The sequence below is a fragment of the Dyella sp. LX-66 genome, from assembly GCF_018599165.1.
GTDB lineage: Bacteria > Pseudomonadota > Gammaproteobacteria > Xanthomonadales > Rhodanobacteraceae > Dyella_D > Dyella_D marensis.
Genome location: NZ_JAHFVJ010000004.1, coordinates 128,897 through 146,503, shown reverse-complemented (window position 1 = coordinate 146,503; position 17,607 = coordinate 128,897). Strand labels below are relative to the sequence as shown.

Below are 17,607 nucleotides of genomic sequence, written 5' to 3'. Positions count from 1 at the left end.
GGGGTTGAAGCGCATGCATCGAAGCGCGGCGTAGGTTGGGGTGAGCGCAGCGAACCCCAACGTGGCGTCGGCTGGCGATCCGGCGGGGTCCGTTGGGGTTCGCTGCGCTCACCCCAACCTACGGCGGTGGCTTGAATTCGATGCTGCCGCAGGCGCTTCGCCGCCTTCAAGTCCCGGTCGGCCTGGTCTCCGGCGCCGGTCTCAATCCGTGAGACGGCGGGGCATTCGAATGCGGCGGCTTTCCCCGGAGACTACCCATGCGCGCCCCATTGCCGGCCCCCATCGCGGACGAGGACGACCAGCGTCTGCTGCAACTGAGCGGCGCGGAGCTGGCCGGGCGGCTGGTCCAGCGCTACGGCGACCGCGTCACCGGCCAGTTCGTGGTGGAGGGCAAGGAGGGCCGCTATGTGCCGCTGCCCGAGGACCTGCCCGCGCCGCTGGCCGCCGCGCTGCTCGCCCGCGGCGTCGCCCGGCTGTACGAGCACCAGGGCCGGGCCTGGGCGGCGACGTCGCGCGGCGAAAACATCGTGGTGGCCACGCCTACTGCTTCCGGCAAATCGCTGTGCTTCACTCTGCCGGTGGTGACTTCGGTAATGACGGCGGGCAAGAAGGCGCTCTATCTGTTCCCGACCAAGGCGCTGGCCCAGGATCAGGTGGCCGAGCTGCTGGAACTCAACGCGGCGGGCGAACTGGGCGTGCGCGCCTTCACCTTCGACGGCGACACGCCGGGCGATGCGCGCCAGGCCATCCGCCTGCATGGCGACGTGGTGGTGAGCAATCCGGACATGCTGCACCAGGCCATCCTGCCGCATCACACCAAATGGGCGCAGTTTTTCGAAAACCTGCGCTATGTGGTGATCGATGAAGTGCATAGCTACCGCGGCGTGTTCGGCTCGCACGTGGCCAATGTGCTGCGACGGCTGCGCCGGGTCTGCGCGTTCTACGGCGTGTCGCCGCAATTCATTCTGTGCTCGGCGACGATCGGCAACCCGGCCGAGCATGCGGCGGCGCTGATCGAGCAGCCGGTGACGCCGATCCTGGAAAGCGGCGCGCCGTCGGGCCCCAAGCACGTGCTGCTGTGGAATCCGCCGGTGATCAATGCGGATCTCGGCCTGCGCGCCTCGGCGCGCAGCCAGACCAACCGTATTGCGCGCACGGCGATCCGCGCGGGCCTGAAGACCCTGGTGTTCGCGCAGAGCCGGCTGATGGTCGAGGTGCTGACCAAGTACCTGAAGGACGTGTTCGACCACGACCCGCGCAAGCGGCCGCGCATCCGCGCCTATCGCGGCGGCTATCTGCCCACCGAACGCCGCCAGGCGGAGCGCGACATGCGCGCGGGCGAGGTGGACGGCATCGTCAGCACCTCGGCGCTGGAGCTGGGCGTGGATATCGGTGCATTGGACGTCACCGTGCTCAATGGCTATCCGGGTTCGGTGGCAGCGACGTGGCAGCGCTTCGGCCGCGCCGGCCGGCGCCAGCAGCCTTCGCTGGGCATCCTGGTGGCCTCGAGCGAGCCGCTGGACCAATACCTGGTGCGCCATCCGGAATATTTCCGCGATGCCTCGCCGGAGCACGCGCGCATTGCGCAGGATCAGCCGCTGATCCTGCTCGACCATATCCGCTGCGCGGCGTTCGAGCTGCCGTTCCGCGCCGGCGATGCCTTCGGCGGCCAGATGGTGGAGCCGTGGCTGGAAGTGCTGGCCGAAGAAGGCGTGCTGCATCGCGAAGGCGAGCGCTTCGAGTGGATCGCCGACAGCTATCCGGCCAATGCGGTGTCGCTGCGCTCGGTGGCAGAAGGCAACTTCGTGGTGGTCAACCGCACCGGCGGACGCCAGACCATCATCGCCGAGGTCGACTACAGCGCGGCACCGCTCACGCTGTACGAAGGCGCCATCCATATGGTGCAGTCGGTGCCGTACCAGGTGGAGCGCCTGGACTGGACCGGGCGCAAGGCCTATGTCACGCGTACCGAAGCCGATTACTACACGGATGCGATCGACTACACCAGGCTGAAAGTGCTGGACCGGTTCGATGCCTCTGCTTCCGGGCGCGGCGAATGCCACCACGGCGAAGTGCACGTGGTGCGGCGCGTCGCCGGCTACAAGAAGATCCGCTACTACACGCACGAGAACATCGGCTACGGCAACGTCAACCTGCCGGACAGCGAGCTGCATACGACGTCGGTGTGGTGGGCCTTGGCGCAGCGCACGCTGGACGACGCCTTCGAGCGGCGCCAGGACGCGCTCGATGGTTTTCTCGCCGCCGCCACCGCGCTGCATACCGTCGCCACCGTGGCGGTGATGGCCGAGGGGCGCGATCTGCAGAAGGCGGTGGGCAGCGGCGACGGCGCGTGGTTCGCGGTGCCGGACAGCTCGGGGCATGCGCGCGTGCATACGGGATGGGACGAGGAAGTGCCGGACCCGCACGCGCCGTTTATTCCGACTCTCTATCTGTACGACGCGTTCCCTGGCGGCGTGGGTCTTAGCGCACCGTTGTTCGACCGCCGCGCCGAACTGGTGGAGAAGGCGCGCCAGCTGATCGAGCTGTGCGATTGCCGGCTCGGCTGTCCCGCCTGCGTCGGGCCGGTGCTGGCTTCGGACGAAACCGCCGCGCGTTCCATGAAGGATCTGGGCGCGATGGTGCTCGCCTTGCTGGCCGACCTGTGACGGATCTCGCCGCACGCCTGCGGCGGCTGCGCGGGCAGGCGGGTGTTGCCGGCATCGCCGCCGTTCCGGCGCCGCGCTTGCCTGCCGATCTGTCGCGCCTGCTTGCGGTTCGCCGTTCCGCGCCTATACGCCAGCGGCCTGCCACGAACTCGCCCACTGGCCTGGGCCGCGAGCTGGCACCGGGCTTGTGGCTCGCCGAAGCAACGACGGACTGGCCTTGCGTGCCGCTGCCGTTCGATGCCTCGTTCGCCAAGGTTCCCGAGCGGATCGACCCCGCGGACATGCTGTTCCTCGATACGGAAACCACCGGACTGGCCGGCGGCACCGGCACCCGCGCCTTCATGATCGGCGTGGCGCGCTGGCGCGGCGCGCGGTTCGTGCTGAGCCAGCTCACCATCACCGCGCTGGCCGGCGAGGCCGCGATGCTCGAGCAATTGCGCGCATGGATCGCGCCGGCAACGGTGCTCGGCACCTACAACGGCAAGAGCTACGACGCGCCTCTGCTGAATACGCGCTTCCGCCTCGAACGCATGAGCAGTCCGCTGCAAGGGCTGCGGCATATCGACCTGCTGCATCCCGTGCGCCGGCGCTGGCGCGCGCATTGGCCGAACTGCAAGCTCGCCACCACCGAACGCCAGCTGCTCGGCGTCGTCCGCGAAGACGATCTGCCGGGGTCGCAGGCACCGGCCGCATGGCTGCGCTTCCTGCGCGCGGGCGATCCCACCGATCTCTACCGCGTGCTGAAGCACAACGCACAGGACCTGCGCAGCCTCGCCGGTGTGCTCAGCCATATGGTGGCGCTGGACCAGGCTGCGAGCGGTTTCACATCGTGCGGCGGCACGCTTGGACATTTGTCCGACAATTAGTCATTCTCCCGATCTCCAACGCAACCGATGAGGGAAGGGCGGATGACGAACAACCTCCTGGTACGGCGCGCGGGCGCCTGGGTCGGCACGATCGCGGCAATGAGCCTCGCTTCCGCGGCGATGGCGGCGGATCAGCCGACGAAAGTGTGGAACGGCAAGGTGGCGCCCCTGGCCACGCCGTGGACAGCCTCTGTTTCGCCGAAGAACGCGCTGCCCGACTATCCGCGTCCGCAACTCGCACGCCCGTCGCTGGAGCGTCCGCAATGGATGAGCCTGAACGGCCTGTGGCAATACGCGGCGGATGACGGGCAGGGCAAGCCGCCGTTCGGCCAGGCGCTGAAGGCGCAGGTGCTGGTGCCGTATCCGGTCGAGTCGGTGCTCTCGGGCGTGCAGCAGCATGCGGACTACATGTTCTATCGCCGCACGGTGGATATTCCGGCCGCCTATACGGCCCACGGCCAGCACGTGCGGCTGAACTTCGGCGCGGTGAGCCACGAGGCCACCGTGTACGTCAACGGCACGCAGGTGGCAAAGCATACGGGCGGCTATACGTCCTTCGGCGCGGACATCACCCCGGCGCTGCGCGCGAAGGGGCCGCAGGAGATCGTGGTCGCCGTGCACGCGCCGGTGGATGCCGCCAACATCATGGTCGGCAAGCAACGGCTGAAGCCCTCCGGCATCTTCTACACCGCGGCCTCGGGCATCTGGCAGTCGGTATGGCTGGAGCCGGTGCCTGCTACGAGCCTGGCGCAGCTTGAATTCACGCCCGCGCGCAGCCTCGATGCGTTCAACGTCACCGCGAAGCTGCAGGGCGAGGCCAAGGACGCCACGCTGCACGTCACCGCCTATGCCGACGGCAAGGCCGTGGGCGAGGCGAACGGCGCGGCCGGCCAGCCGTTGCGGCTGGCCATCGCGCATCCGCATCCGTGGAGCCCGCAGGATCCCTTCCTCTATACCTTCAAGGCCACGCTCATCCAGGGCGACCAGCATGACGAAGTCACCAGCTACGCCGGCCTGCGCACCATCGCGGTCGAAAAGGTCGGTGGCCGCAACCGCATCGTGCTGAACGGCAAGCCGACCTTCCTGCTCGCCACGCTGGACCAGGGCTATTGGCCCGACGGCATCCACACCGCGCCCACCGACGCGGCGCTGAAGTTCGATATCCAGAAGACCAAGGACCTCGGCTTCAACACCATCCGCAAGCACATCAAGGTCGAGCCGGCGCGCTGGTACTACTGGACCGATCGCATCGGCCTGATGGTGTGGCAGGACATGCCGGCGCTGCCCACCGACCGCAACGACAAGCTCAGCGAGGCCGACAAGGCCAGCTTCCGCGCCGACGTCTCCGCCATCGTCGAGCAGCTGCGCGGCGTCACCTCGATCGTCGGCTGGATCCCGTTCAACGAAGGCTGGGGCCAGTGGAGCATCCCTGCCGCCGCCGAGCTGTCCGCGCAGATCAAGCAGCTCGATCCCTCGCGCCTGGTCGACGCGCGCAGCGGCGCCAACTGCTGCGATATGAAGGGCGACCCGCATGCGGGCGACGTCTACGACGTGCACGACTACCAAGGCCCCGGTCTGCCCAGCCCGGATGCGGAACGCGCCGCCATCGACGGCGAGCACGGCGGCCTCACCTTGGGCGTGCCCGGCCATGTGTGGCCCAACACCGCCATCAATCCGTACGGCGATGTGAAGGACCGCGATGCGCTGAACGCTGGCTACGTCGCCAACACCGCCGTGCTGCGCGACAAGGGCGTGCCCAAGGGCATGTCCGGCAGCGTGTATACGCAGATCACCGACGTCGAAGGCGAGCACAACGGCCTGTACACCTACGACCGCAAGGTCGAGAAGGTGGACGAGGCCAAGGTGCGCGAGATCAACCAGGCGGTCATCCGTGCGGGAGCGCAGCCCTGAGGCATGAGCCGGAGAGTGCGCTACTCTTTGCCGCCCCACGAGCTCAAAGGTCCCCACCTATGCTGCGCAAGGCTGCACTGCTGGCACTCTCCGCTTCCCTGGCCGCGATCGTTCCGGCCGCCGCCATGGCCGAGGAGGGCGCGAAAGTCATCGCGCCCTCCGAGCTGCCGTTTATCAAGGTCTCCGAAGGCGTCCGGCTGAAGGAACTTACCGGGCGCGCCGCGCCGGCCGGTGCACGCTCCACGCTGGGCAGCGTCGCGCTGTTCGAGCTCGATCCGGGCCATGCCAGCGCGTGGAGCCACAACAAAGCCGGCGAGGAATCGTTCTTCATCCTCGAAGGACATGGCGAAGTCTGGACCGGCAGCGTCGCGCACGCGGTAGGCCCCGGCGACTACATCCTGATTCCGCCCGCCGTCGTGCGTTCCATCCGCGCCAGCAAGGGCGAAGTGCTGAAGTTCTACGCCATCACCACACCGGCGTGGAGCAAGGACGACGACGTGCTGGTGCCGGCGCCCAAGGGTGCGCCGAAGTAAGTTCCGCGCCGGGCTATGATGCGCCGCCCGCCCCCGTCCCCAGGAGAGCGAACGTGTCCCTGTCGCGCCGCAAGTTGATGCTGGCCGCCCTCGCGGCCTCGTTGTCACCGCTCGTTCGCAGCCAGCCCGGCGAAGCCGGGCGTGGAAGTCCGCCGCCGAAGCCTCTGGCCAGGCAAGGGCAGGTGACGGTGAAGGGCGTTCCCGTTCACTACGAGGTGCGCGGCGAAGGCAGGCCGATCATCATGATCCATGGCTTCGTCGTCGACAGCCATTCGCTGATGGGCGCGATGGAGCCGGTCTTCGCGCACAGAAGCGGCGCGCACAGAAGCGGATGGCGGCGGATCTATTTCGACATGCCGGGCATGGGCAGGACGCCGGCCTCCGATACCGTCACCAGTTCCGACGAGATGCTGGAGCTGATCCTGGCGTTTATCGATGCGGTGATTCCCGGCGAACGTTTCGCGCTGGTCGGGCAGTCGTATGGCGGTTATCTCGCGCGCGGCGTGCTGGCGCGCAAGGCCGACAGCATCGACGGCATGGCGCTGATCGTGCCGGTGGCCGTCGCCGAACGCGCCAAACGCGACCTGCCGCCGCGCACCGTGGTGAGCAAGGACGACAAGTGGCTCGCGACCCTGAGCCGCACCGACGCCGAAGCCTTCACGCCGAACTTCGTGGTGCAGACGGAGCCAGTGTGGAAGCGCTTTCGCGAAGAACTGCTGCCAGGTATCCGCGAAGCCAATCAGCCGGCGCTGGAAAAAATCTCGCAGCACTATGGCTTGTCGTTCGACGTCGACGATCTCAAGACGCCCTTTACGAAGCCGGTGCTGATCGTCACGGGACATCAGGACAGCGACGTCGGCTATCGCGACCAGTGGAAGCTGCTGCAGAACTATCCGCGCGGCAGCTTTGCGGTGCTGGATGGGGCGGGGCACGGCCTGGCGATCGAGCAGGCGGGTTTGTTCGAGGCGATGGCGGCACAGTGGCTGGATCGCCTCGGATCGGCATCCGGCGGCAAGGCCTGAGCGCCCCAGCGGCATTCATGCGTGTCTTGAAATCGTCATGCCGGCGAAGATCGGTTTATCGTCGCAAGGCAGACGCAAGCGCCGCACGATGTCTTGACGTGGCATGCACAAAACCGCGTTACATCGCCGCAAAGCACTAGCAAACACGGCCAGGGAGTAAATGCACACCAGCGCACACTCCTATAACTTTCTACGGATGGGAAACGCTGCGCGCTGCCGCGCATACTCGCCGAGGTGGCCGCCCAAGCCCTTGATCTCCGGGGAGTAAAACTCATCGGGCGGCGCGACGTGTCGACGGCGATGGGATCCTAGGGAGAAGGGACGATGCCGGCCATGCTGGGGCAATCCAAGGCGTTCGAGCTGATGCGTGCGCAGCTGCATCGCTACGCGGGCTGCGATGTGCAGGTACTGATCGAAGGCGAGACGGGTACCGGAAAAGAGCTCGCCGCACGGGAAATCCACTACGCCAGCGCGCGCAGCGAGCGGCCGTTCGTGCCGGTCAATTGCGGCGCGCTGCCGGACAATCTGATCGAGAACGAATTGTTCGGGCACGAGCGCGGCGCCTATACCGACGCCAAGAGCGCACAGCCCGGGCTGATCGACCATGCGCGCGGCGGCACCTTGTTCCTGGACGAAGTGGATTCGCTGTCGAGCAAGGCGCAGGTGACCCTGCTGCGCTTTCTGGAAAACAACGAATACCGTCCCGTCGGCGGCGGTGCGGCGCGCGTGTCGAGCGCGCGCGTGGTGGCAGCGACCAATGCCTGCCTCGATACACGTGTTGCAGCTGGCCTGTTCCGGCGCGATCTGCAATACCGGCTCAATGCGCTGCACGTCTGCCTGCCGCCGCTGCGCGAGCGCGCCGGTGACATCCCGATGCTGGCGCAGCACTTTCTGGCGCAGCTGGCGCAGCGGCTGGATCGTCCGGCCAAGCGCTGGACCGACGAAGCCTTGCGCGTGCTCGACGCGCACAGCTGGCCGGGCAATGTGCGCGAGCTGGAGAACGTGGTGCTGCGTGCTTATCTCGGTACCGAGGGCGCGACGATCGGCGCCTCCATCCTCGACGGGCTGATCGCGCCGGCGGCCTATGTTTCATCCGAGGAGTCGGCGGACATCTTCCTCGAAGACGGCGACCTGCATTACCTGTCCGCGAAGAAGAACGCCATGTGCGCGTTCGAGCGCAGCTATCTGCTCGGCCTGATGAAACGCACCGCCGGCAATATCAGCGCCGCGGCGCGCCTTTCCGGCACCGAGCGCAGGCAGCTGGGCAAGCTGCTGAAGAAGCACGGTATCGAGACCGGCGGCTTCCGCTAGCTCACGGCGTGCCGCGGAGCTCGGGTGCGCTTTGACCCACCCGCGCCCGCATACCGGGGCAAAGCTCACCCGGCTGTCTTCCAGGCCCACGCGCACATCCCTTGTTTGAAGCCATTTCGCGCCGGGCGAGCGCTGGCACGGCGATTGCCTCAGTCACCGGCGACGTGGAGGTGACGCATGAGCCCTCGGCAGAACCCGGAGAACGGCTGGCGCGAAGTGGAAGGCGCGGTGCTGGCTTATCTCACGCAGCATCCCGATGCCGCCGACACGCTCGACGGCATCGTGAGCTGGTGGCTGCCGCAGCAGCGCTACGTCACCGAACGCCGACGCATCGAGCAAGCGCTGAGCCACCTGGTCGAGCGCGGCCAGCTGCGGCGCGACCGCCTTCCCGGCGGCGCCGTGCTGTACGCACTGAACCGCGCGGACCCGGCGCCGCTGCATTGACCGACGCATCCCGCCAACACTTGAGGAAACAGCCATGCCTGCCACCCTGAGTTATCCAGGCGTCTATATCGAGGAGATTCCCAGCGGTGTCCGCACCATCACCGGCGTGGCCACCTCGATCGCCGCCTTCGTCGGCCGCGCCGCGAAAGGGCCGGTCGATGCCGACGCCGACGGCCCGGTCACCATCAACAGCTACGGCGACTACGAGCGCATCTTCGGCGCGCTGGATCCGGCGTATCCGATGGGTTACGCGGTGCGCGACTTCTTCCTCAACGGCGGTGCGCAGGCGGTGATCGTGCGCCTGTACAAGGCCGGCGCGGCCGGCGCCAAGGCGCAGATCACCGCGCCCGGCCTGACGCCGCCCGCCGTCGCGCTGCTGCTGGAAGCGGCCTCGCCCGGCGCCTGGGCCAACAAGCTGCGCGTGCGGGTGGACAGCCACGTGTCGGCCGACGTGGCCGCGCTGTATGGCCTCACCGCCGCCGACCTGTTCAACCTCACCGTGCGCGACATGGCCAGCGGCGCGCAGGAAAGCTTCCTCAACGTCACCGTGGTGGAAAGCCCGCGCCGCGTCGACCGCGTGCTGAAGGCCAGCTCCGTGCTGCTGCGCCTGCAGGCCGGCGCCACCTTGGGCGCGAAGCCGCCGTCGGCGATGTCCGACACCACCGACCCCGGCAAGACCATCTGGGACGACAACGGCAGCACGCCCGCCGCTGCCACTTCGGTGGCCGTGACCACGGTGGCGCAGGACAGCGAGAAGCTGTCCGCCGATGCGGACTATCTCGGCAACCAGGACGCCAAGACCGGCATTTATGCGCTGAAGAAGGTCGACCTGTTCAACCTGCTGTGCATCCCCGCCGACGTGCGCGGCAGCGATACCAGCAACGGCGTGTACCAGGCGGCGATGGCCTTGTGCGTCGACCGCCGCGCGCTGCTGATCGTGGATGCGCCCGGCGCATGGACCACGCCCAGCGCGATCAATGCCGGCACCGTGTCCGGCCTGGGCCTGACCGGCACTGCGGCACGCAATGCGGCGCTGTTCTTCCCGCGGGTGATCCAGTCCGACCCGGCACGGCAGGGCCAGCTCGACACCTTCGTGCCCTGCGGCATCGTGGCGGGCATCATGGCGCGCACCGACACGCAGCGCGGCGTGTGGAAGGCACCGGCAGGCCTGGATGCATCCTTGAACGGCGTGCAGGGCCTGTCCACGGTGATGACCGATGCCGAGAACGGCATGCTCAATCCGCTGGGCGTGAACTGCCTGCGCAACTTCCCGAACGCGGGGCCGGTGGTGTGGGGTTCGCGCACCTTGCGCGGCGCCGACCTGCTGGCCGACGACTACAAATACATCCCGGTGCGGCGCCTGGCGCTGTACATCGAGGAGAGCCTGTTCCGCGGCACGCAGTGGGTGGTGTTCGAGCCCAACGACGAACCGCTGTGGGCGCAGATCCGCCTCAACGTCGGCGCCTTCATGCAGAACCTGTTCCGCCAGGGCGCGTTCCAGGGCAAGTCGCCTACCGACGCGTACTTCGTCAAATGCGATGGCGAAACCACCACGCAGAACGACATCAACCTGGGCATCGTCAACATCGTGGTCGGCTTCGCGCCGCTCAAGCCCGCCGAGTTCGTGGTCATCCAGCTGCAGCAGATGGCCGGCCAGATCCAGACCTGAGGACAACACCATGGCTCAGTTCAGCGTCAATGCCCAGCGCTTCGATCCGTACAAGAACTTCAAGTTCAGGCTGAAGTGGGACGGCCGCTACGTGGCCGGCATCAGCAAGGTCTCGGGCCTCAAGCGCACCACCGAAGTGGTGAAGCACCGCGAAGGCGGCGACCCCAGCAGCAGCCGCAAGTCGCCGGGGCGCACCGAGTACGAGGCGATCACCATCGAACGCGGCGTCACCCACGATCTCGAATTCGAGAAGTGGGCGAACAAGGTCTGGCACTTCGGCGCCGGCCTGGGCGCCGAAGTGTCGCTCAAGGACTTCCGCAAGGACCTGATCCTGGAGGTCTACAACGAGGCCGGCCAGCTGGTGCTGTCCTATCACCTGTATCGCTGCTGGGTGTCGGAATACCAGGCGCTGCCGGACCTGGACGCCAATGCCAACGCCGTGGCCATCCAGCATCTGAAGCTGGAAAACGAAGGCTGGGACCGCGACGTCAGCGTGCAGGAACCGACCGAACCCAGCTTCACGGTGCCGGCGGGCTGAGGCCATGCGCACGCCCACCGCCGCCGACTGGTTGCGCGCCTGGGAACGCGGCGGGGATGCCTCCGCCGCGGCGCGCAGCCTGTATCTGCTCGGTGCGGGCGACGAAGCGCTGGACCAGGACGCGTTGCTCCAGTTGCCGCTGGGGCAGCGCGATGCCTTGCTGCTGCGTCTGCACGCAAGGCTGTTCGGGCGGCGGCTGGATGGCGTGGCGCGCTGCCCGGCGTGCAACGCGGTGGTTGAGGTCAGCTTCGATGCGCATGCGTTGCTGACCGGGCCGGAAGCCGACGGCGACACATCCACCGGCGTATTCGAACTGCAATCGGCCACGCACGGCCTGCGTGTGCGCTTTCGCGCGGTGAACTGCGCCGACCTGCTGGCCCTGCAGGATTGCGCCGACGTCGTGGATGCCCGCCGCCTGCTGCTGCAGCGCTGCGTGATCGAAACGGCGAACCTGTCGAACGGTGCCCCGGCCAGCCTGCCGGAATCACTGCAGGCGGAGCTGGCCCAGGCCATGGCCGCCGCCGATCCGCAGGCCGACCTGCAACTGGCCTTCCATTGCCCCGAGTGCGCACACGACTGGGAGCCGGCTTTCGATATCGCCCGCTTCCTGTGGCAGGAACTGCACGCCTGGGCGCTGCGCCTGCTGCGCGACGTGGACACGCTGGCACGCCACTACCACTGGAGCGAAGCGGACATCCTCGCGATGACGCCGCGCCGCCGCCAGGCCTACCTGGAGCAATGCGCGCCGTGAGCGATTTCCTCGACCGTGTGGCTACGCGCGCGCTCGGCAGCGAGTCGATGCTGTCGCCGCGGCTGCCGTCGTTGTTCGAGCCGGCGGGGCGGGGCGGGGCGGCCGTCACCGAGGAGTCGGTGCAGATCCAGGCGGCGCCGGCGGTCGAGCGGACGCAGGACCAAGCATTGCCGAACGTACGCCGGATCGAGAGCAGAGCGATCGCGGAGACACCGGAACTCGCGCCCGTGCGCTCATCTGCGCACGAGCCGATGGCGCAGGCCGACACGCACGAGCGCAGCATCGTTACGGAAGAAGTGCGCTTGTTCTCTTCCAGCAAGCCGTCCATGCGCGAAGCGGCTGTCGAGCCGCCATCGCCACGGATGGCTTCGCGCCAGGAGCCCACCTCCACCGGCGAGCTTCAGCCGCTGAAAGAAACCCGCATCCTGCGCGAACGCACCACCATCGAGACCTCGCACGAGGAACCGCCCGGCGAGCTGCTGGCGCCGAGCCAGCCCGTCTTCGCCACCCGGCCCGAAGCCGACGCGCGGCGCGCGAACGCATCGTCGCCTTCATCGGCGAAAGCACTGTCCGGCGCGGCGCCGCCATCCAGCGAGCCCGCCGTGCACGTCAGCATCGGCCGGCTCGAAGTGCGCGCCGCACCCACGAACGCCACGGCGCCGCGCCCCGCGGCGCCGCCACGCACCAGCGCGCTCGACGACTATCTGCGCCAGCGCGGCGGAACCACGCCATGAGCAATGTCCTCGCCATCGCCGCCGCCACCCGCACGCTGCGCAATGTGCTGCTGGCCCGCATGCCGCTGCTGGATACCGATCTGGGCGACCTGGAAGTGACCCTGCAGCCGCTGGATGTCGCGCGCAAGGGCATCACCAAGGCCCAGCTCAACCTGTTCCTGTATCAGGTCATCTACAACGCCGGCTGGCGGAATATGGACATGCCCGGCCGCGTGCGCCCCGGCGAAACGGCGCAGCCGGCGCTGGCGCTGAACCTGCATTACCTGATCACCGCCTGGGGCCGCGGCGACAGCGACAACGACGCGGTCAGCCACCGCGTGCTGGCGGCGGCGATGAGCACGCTGCACGACCGCCCGCTGCTCGACGCCGACGACATCCGCAACGCCTTGCTTGGCAACGACCTGGCCGACCAGATCGAGCGCGTGCGCCTGACGCCGCTGCCGCAGAGTGTGGAAGAACTCTCCAAGCTGTGGACCGCGTTCCAGACCAACTACCGCGTCTCCGCCGCCTACGAGGCGACCGTGCTGCTGATCGACAGCCAGGCGCCGTCGCGCGCCAGCCTGCCGGTGCTGCGCCGCGGGCCGCAGGATCGCGGCGTGACCAGCACGGCGTCCACGGCGCCGGCACTCAGCAGCGTGGCCCTGCCGAATGCGCAGGCGGCGGCGAGGCTGGGCGACGATCTGGTGCTCAGCGGCAGCCAGCTCAGCACCGCCAACGCGGTGGCGCGCTTCAACAGCCTGCGGCTCGATGCGCCGGTGGACGTGGTGCCGACGGCTGGCGCGGCAGCGGGCACTTTGCAGGTGCATCTGGCCGACAGTGCCGAGGATGCGCAGGCGCCCTCGCGCTGGGCGCCGGGCATCTACACGCTGTCGCTGCTGGTGCAGTCGCCGGGCCTGCCCGCGCTGCTCAGCAACGAACTGCCGCTGGCGCTGGCGCCGACGATCGGGCTGACGCCGCGCACCGGTTCGCCCGGCACGCAGCATCTGAATCTGACCTGCCTGCCGCGCATCCGCGACGGGCAGCGCGTGTTCCTGCTGTTTGGCGACCAGCTGGTAACGCCGACGAGCATCACCAACCCGGCCGATCCGACGCAGCCCACGGCGCTGGTTTTCGACGTGCCCGGCGTGGCCGCCGGCACCTACACGGTGCGTCTGCGCGTCGATGGCGCCGACAGCATTCCGGTCGACTTCACCGGCCCGTTGCCGGTCTTCGACAGCCTTCAGCAAGTGGTGGTGTCATGAGCGACTACGCGCAATGGCTCGCCGAGAACGATAAATATCTGGCCGATGCGCTGGCCGATCTGCGCGCGCGGCTGCAACGCGCCGCGGGGCAGGAGGCAGCGCCGTCCAATGGTGCGCGCAACGTGCCGGCGATTCCCGCGACGGTAGCGCCTGCGCCGGAGGCCACTGAAGCCAGGCATACGTCATGGTTGTCCCGCGTGTTCGGCGAGCACCCGGCGGCGCAGGCTGCGCCCGTGGCCACGACGGACACGCCGCCACCGGATGCGCAGGCGGCCGAACCGTCGCCCGCGGCGATCGCCGTCGACACCGCGGCCGATGCCGCGCAGGCGCCGGCCTTCGCCCCCGCGCTGCAACTGCTGGCCCAGCGCCTGGGCCTGTCCGATTTCGAACGCGACCTGCTGCTGCTGTGCATCGGCATGGAACTGGATACGCGCATGCCCGCGCTGTGCGCGCAGGCCCAGCACGATCCCGCCAAACCCTGGCCGACCTTCGCACTCGCCTTCGCCGTGCTGGACCAGCCGAGCTGGGATGCGCTTTCGCCCGAACGCCCGCTGCGCTACTGGCGCCTGCTGGAGATCCACCAGCCGGGGCCGCAGCCGCTGATCGGCGCCGCGCTGAGCGCGGACGAGCGCATCGTCAACTTCGCCAAGGGCCTGAACTACGTCGACGACCGCCTGATGCCGCTGCTGACGCCGTTGAACACGGACAGCCTGCCGCCTTCGCAGCAAGCCGTGGCGGACCGCCTGCTCGACAACCTGCGCCACATGCCGTTCGGCGAGCCTTTGCCCACGGTGCAGCTGGTCGGCGTGGACAGCACCAGCAAGCAGGCGATCGCGCAGACGGTGGCGGCGGGCTTCGGCGCGCAGGCGTTCCGCCTGTCGGCGCAGCTGCTGCCGCAGGGCATCGCCGAACAGGAAGCCCTGGTGCGCCTGTGGCGGCGCGAGAGCCTGCTGATGCCGGTGGCGCTGTATATCGACGCGTCCGCCATCGACGGCGCCGATGCGGCCTCCGGCCCGATCCGCCGTTTCCTGGCGCGCGCCGGCGGCCTGCTGTTCGTCGATACGCGCGAACCATGGAACGACAACGGCACGCATGCGCTCAGCGCCGACGTGACCCGGCCCACCTCGCTGGAACAGCGCAGCTTGTGGCAGCACCTGCTGGGCGAGGGCGCAGACCAGCATTCGCGCCAGCTCGCCAGCCATTTCGATTTCAATCTCGGCAAGATCGGGCAGATCGCGCATACCGCGCTGGCCGCGACCGAGCAGAAGGCCGAAGGCCTGGGCGAGGCGCTGTGGCAGGGCGCGCTGGCGCGCACGCGGCCGGCACTGGACCAGCTGGCGCAGCGCATCGAACCCAAGGCGGGCTGGGACGACCTCAAGCTGCCGGACAGCGAAAAGAATCTGCTGCGCGAGATCGCCGACCAGGTCGCGCAGCGCAGCGTGGTCTACGACGACTGGGGCTTTCGCGAACGCATGAACCGCGGGCTTTCGATCAGCGCGCTGTTCGCCGGCGAGAGCGGCACCGGCAAGACCATGGCGGCCGAAGTGATCGCCAACGAACTGGGCCTGCCGCTGTACCGCATCGATCTCTCGGCCGTGGTCAGCAAGTACATCGGCGACACCGAGAAGAACCTGCGCAAGCTGTTCGACGCGGCGGAAGAGGGCGGCGCGATCCTGTTCTTCGACGAGGCCGATGCGCTGTTCGGCCGCCGCAGCGAAGTGAAGGACAGCCACGACCGCTACGCCAATATCGAAGTGAACTATCTGCTGCAGCGGCTGGAAAGCTTCCGCGGCCTGGCCATCCTGGCCACCAATATGAAGAGCGCGCTGGACACCGCCTTCCTGCGCCGCATCCGTTTCGTGGTGAACTTCCCGTTCCCCGGCGTGGCCGAGCGCAAGGCGATGTGGGCCTCGGCCTTCCCCGCCAAGGTGGTCACCGCCGCACTGGATATCGAGCGCCTGGCCAAGCTGGCGCTGACCGGCGGCAGCATCCAGGGCATCGCCTTGAATGCGGCGTTCCTGGCCGCCAAGCACGGCGTGCAGGTGACCATGCCGCTGCTGCTGGACGCCGCGCGCAACGAGTTCCGCAAGCTGGAGAAGCCGGTCAACGAAGCGGACTTCCGCTGGCTGGGCAGCGCGGGAGGGCAGTCGTGAGCATCGCCCTGCATATCGAGCGGCTGGTGATCGATGAGGCCGTGCTGGGCGGCGAACGCGCCGCCGACGTGCGGCTGCTGCTCGAAAGAGAGCTGGCGCGTCAGCTCGCGCAACCGGGCGCATTGGATGCGTTGCGCGGAACCGGCGCGGTGACCGCGCTGCCGGCTGCGGCCTTGCCCGCGCCGGCTCGCGGACAGGAGCGCTTGGGTTCGCGCCTCGCCATGGCGGTCGGGCAGAGCCTGGGTGCCGCCTCCATGGCGCAGGACGGAGGAGGGCCGCGCCATGGCTGAGCCCACCCTGCGCGCCGCCAGCACCCGCGCACCCGCGCAGCGCGGCATCGGCGCCCTGCTGCAGCGCAAGTGCGCCTGCGGCACGCATACCGCCGGTACCGGCCAGTGCAGCGAGTGCAGCAAGAAGCAGTCGCGGATGCAGGCCAGGCTCAGGATCAACGATGCCGGCGACAGCTACGAGCAGGAGGCCGATCGCGTCGCCGATCAGGTGCTGGCTGGCGGTGCAAACGTCGCCGCCGATCGCATCGCGCCGCACATTCAGCGCTTCTCCGCGGAAGGAAACACGCAGGCCGGCGTAGCGCCGCCCAGCGTGGATCGCGCGCTCGCCGGCCCTGGCGCACCGCTGGAGCCGGCCTTGCGCGGCGACATGGAACAGCGCTTCGGCCACGATTTCTCCCGCGTGCGGATCCATTCCGGACCGCTCGCCGAACGGTCCACGCGCGACGTCGATGCCTACGCCTACACCGTGGGTTCGCGCATCGTCTTCGCCGACGGGCAGTTCGCGCCGCATACGCGCAGCGGCCGCCATCTGCTCGCGCATGAACTTACCCACGTGGTGCAGCAGGGCGGCGCGCCCGCACCGGCGCTGCAGCGGGCCTGCCGCTCGGCGGCGCAGTGCACCGCGCCCAGCCAGGGCAATGCGGTGCAGTTCGGCGACCGGGTCGAGGCGGAGAGCGAGCAGAACGCCATCGCCAGCGGTGGCGTGGTCGGCGCGAACGGCCATGCGGGCTGCACGCTGCCGCGCCATGGCGCGCGCGCCACCAACTTCGAAACGCTGGCCACCACCGCGGGCCTGGGCGCGACCATCGCGCCGGGCATCGATGGTTTCTTCATCAACGCCTGCCTGTCGGCCAACGACGGCGCGAACAACGCGCCGTGCTCGCAGTTTCCCGGCGGCGCGCCGGCCGGCACCAATCCCAGCCATCGCTGCGTGCAACTGCATACCACCGACGAAGACCTGGCCATCCGGCTGCGCGCGCAGCCCAGGCCGCTGGGCGATGCGGACCTGCGGGAGTTCCTGTGGATCACCTCCACCGTGGCGCACGAATCGCAGCACAACCGCTTCGATGCCAACGCCGCGACCATCGTGCCGGCCGCGGCGGACTGCAACGTCACCACGCCGGTGCCCAACTCCGGCAACCGGCCGATCCAGTCCCTGCTCAGCGAGATCAGCGCGGAGATCGGCGAGTTCGACGTGTATTTCCGCAACTCGGTCAGCAACCCGAGCCGCTCCAGCCGCTTCGCCATGCAGACCGCCGAGCACGACATCGCCAGCCGCGGCGACGAGAACATCCTGGGCAATATCCGTGACATGCAGTGCGTGTGCTCCTGCGCCACGGTGGACCGCTTCGTCGAGAACGTATTCACCCAGGCCAGTACCGGCTGGACGGACCCGGAGCGGCTGGAGTTCAAGCGGGCGATGACCGACTTCATTCCCGGCTTCTGGCCTCGTTCGCTGCAGGCGCGGAGGTAGGCGG

The 17,607-nt window shown here is 68.6% G+C and carries 15 protein-coding genes; all 15 read left to right on the top strand.

Going from position 1 to position 17,607, the window contains the following annotated elements:
* Window positions 1-257 precede the first annotated feature (257 nt).
* Window positions 258-2,666 (top strand): DEAD/DEAH box helicase, encoded by a 2,409-nt coding sequence (locus tag KK141_RS09745; RefSeq protein ID WP_214570588.1) that lies wholly within the window; start codon window positions 258-260, stop codon window positions 2,664-2,666.
* The gene (locus tag KK141_RS09740; protein WP_214570589.1) at window positions 2,663-3,532 is read left to right on the top strand and encodes a ribonuclease H-like domain-containing protein; all 870 of its coding nucleotides are present in this window, start codon (window positions 2,663-2,665) and stop codon (window positions 3,530-3,532) included. Before KK141_RS09745 ends, KK141_RS09740 begins: the two co-directional genes overlap by 4 nt.
* Window positions 3,533-3,574: 42 nt before the next feature.
* The gene (locus KK141_RS09735) at window positions 3,575-5,443 is read left to right on the top strand and encodes a sugar-binding domain-containing protein (protein WP_214570590.1); all 1,869 of its coding nucleotides are present in this window, start codon (window positions 3,575-3,577) and stop codon (window positions 5,441-5,443) included.
* Between the two features lie 59 nt (window positions 5,444-5,502).
* Window positions 5,503-5,976: a cupin domain-containing protein gene (locus tag KK141_RS09730; RefSeq protein WP_214570591.1), complete on the top strand. Its 474-nt coding sequence runs from the start codon at window positions 5,503-5,505 to the stop codon at window positions 5,974-5,976.
* A gap of 53 nt (window positions 5,977-6,029) precedes the next feature.
* Window positions 6,030-6,998: an alpha/beta hydrolase gene (locus KK141_RS09725; protein WP_214570592.1), complete on the top strand. Its 969-nt coding sequence runs from the start codon at window positions 6,030-6,032 to the stop codon at window positions 6,996-6,998.
* Window positions 6,999-7,322: 324 nt separating this feature from the next.
* Window positions 7,323-8,309: a sigma-54 dependent transcriptional regulator gene (locus KK141_RS09720; protein WP_250901671.1), complete on the top strand. Its 987-nt coding sequence runs from the start codon at window positions 7,323-7,325 to the stop codon at window positions 8,307-8,309.
* Window positions 8,310-8,486: 177 nt separating this feature from the next.
* Window positions 8,487-8,753 carry a hypothetical protein gene (locus KK141_RS09715; protein WP_214570593.1) on the top strand — a complete coding sequence of 89 codons (267 nt, stop codon included), beginning with the start codon at window positions 8,487-8,489 and terminating at the stop codon, window positions 8,751-8,753.
* Between the two features lie 34 nt (window positions 8,754-8,787).
* A complete protein-coding gene (locus tag KK141_RS09710) occupies window positions 8,788-10,422 on the top strand; it encodes a phage tail sheath subtilisin-like domain-containing protein (protein WP_214570594.1) in 1,635 nt (544 codons plus the stop codon).
* A gap of 10 nt (window positions 10,423-10,432) precedes the next feature.
* Entirely contained in the window at window positions 10,433-10,960 is a 528-nt protein-coding gene (locus KK141_RS09705) for a phage tail protein (protein ID WP_167258246.1), read from the top strand.
* Window positions 10,961-10,964: 4 nt separating this feature from the next.
* Window positions 10,965-11,711 carry a hypothetical protein gene (locus KK141_RS09700; RefSeq protein WP_214570595.1) on the top strand — a complete coding sequence of 249 codons (747 nt, stop codon included), beginning with the start codon at window positions 10,965-10,967 and terminating at the stop codon, window positions 11,709-11,711.
* Window positions 11,708-12,445 (top strand): hypothetical protein, encoded by a 738-nt coding sequence (locus KK141_RS09695; protein ID WP_214570596.1) that lies wholly within the window; start codon window positions 11,708-11,710, stop codon window positions 12,443-12,445. Before KK141_RS09700 ends, KK141_RS09695 begins: the two co-directional genes overlap by 4 nt.
* Window positions 12,442-13,686 carry a DUF4255 domain-containing protein gene (locus KK141_RS09690; RefSeq protein WP_214570597.1) on the top strand — a complete coding sequence of 415 codons (1,245 nt, stop codon included), beginning with the start codon at window positions 12,442-12,444 and terminating at the stop codon, window positions 13,684-13,686. The genes KK141_RS09695 and KK141_RS09690 overlap by 4 nt, the downstream gene beginning before the upstream one ends.
* Window positions 13,683-15,839, top strand: coding sequence for an AAA family ATPase (locus KK141_RS09685; protein WP_214570598.1), 2,157 nt, complete (start codon window positions 13,683-13,685; stop codon window positions 15,837-15,839). The genes KK141_RS09690 and KK141_RS09685 overlap by 4 nt, the downstream gene beginning before the upstream one ends.
* On the top strand, window positions 15,836-16,129 hold the full coding sequence (locus tag KK141_RS09680) for a hypothetical protein (RefSeq protein WP_214570599.1): 294 nt from the start codon (window positions 15,836-15,838) through the stop codon (window positions 16,127-16,129). The genes KK141_RS09685 and KK141_RS09680 overlap by 4 nt, the downstream gene beginning before the upstream one ends.
* On the top strand, window positions 16,122-17,603 hold the full coding sequence (locus KK141_RS09675) for a DUF4157 domain-containing protein (protein ID WP_250901670.1): 1,482 nt from the start codon (window positions 16,122-16,124) through the stop codon (window positions 17,601-17,603). The genes KK141_RS09680 and KK141_RS09675 overlap by 8 nt, the downstream gene beginning before the upstream one ends.
* Window positions 17,604-17,607 lie beyond the last annotated feature (4 nt).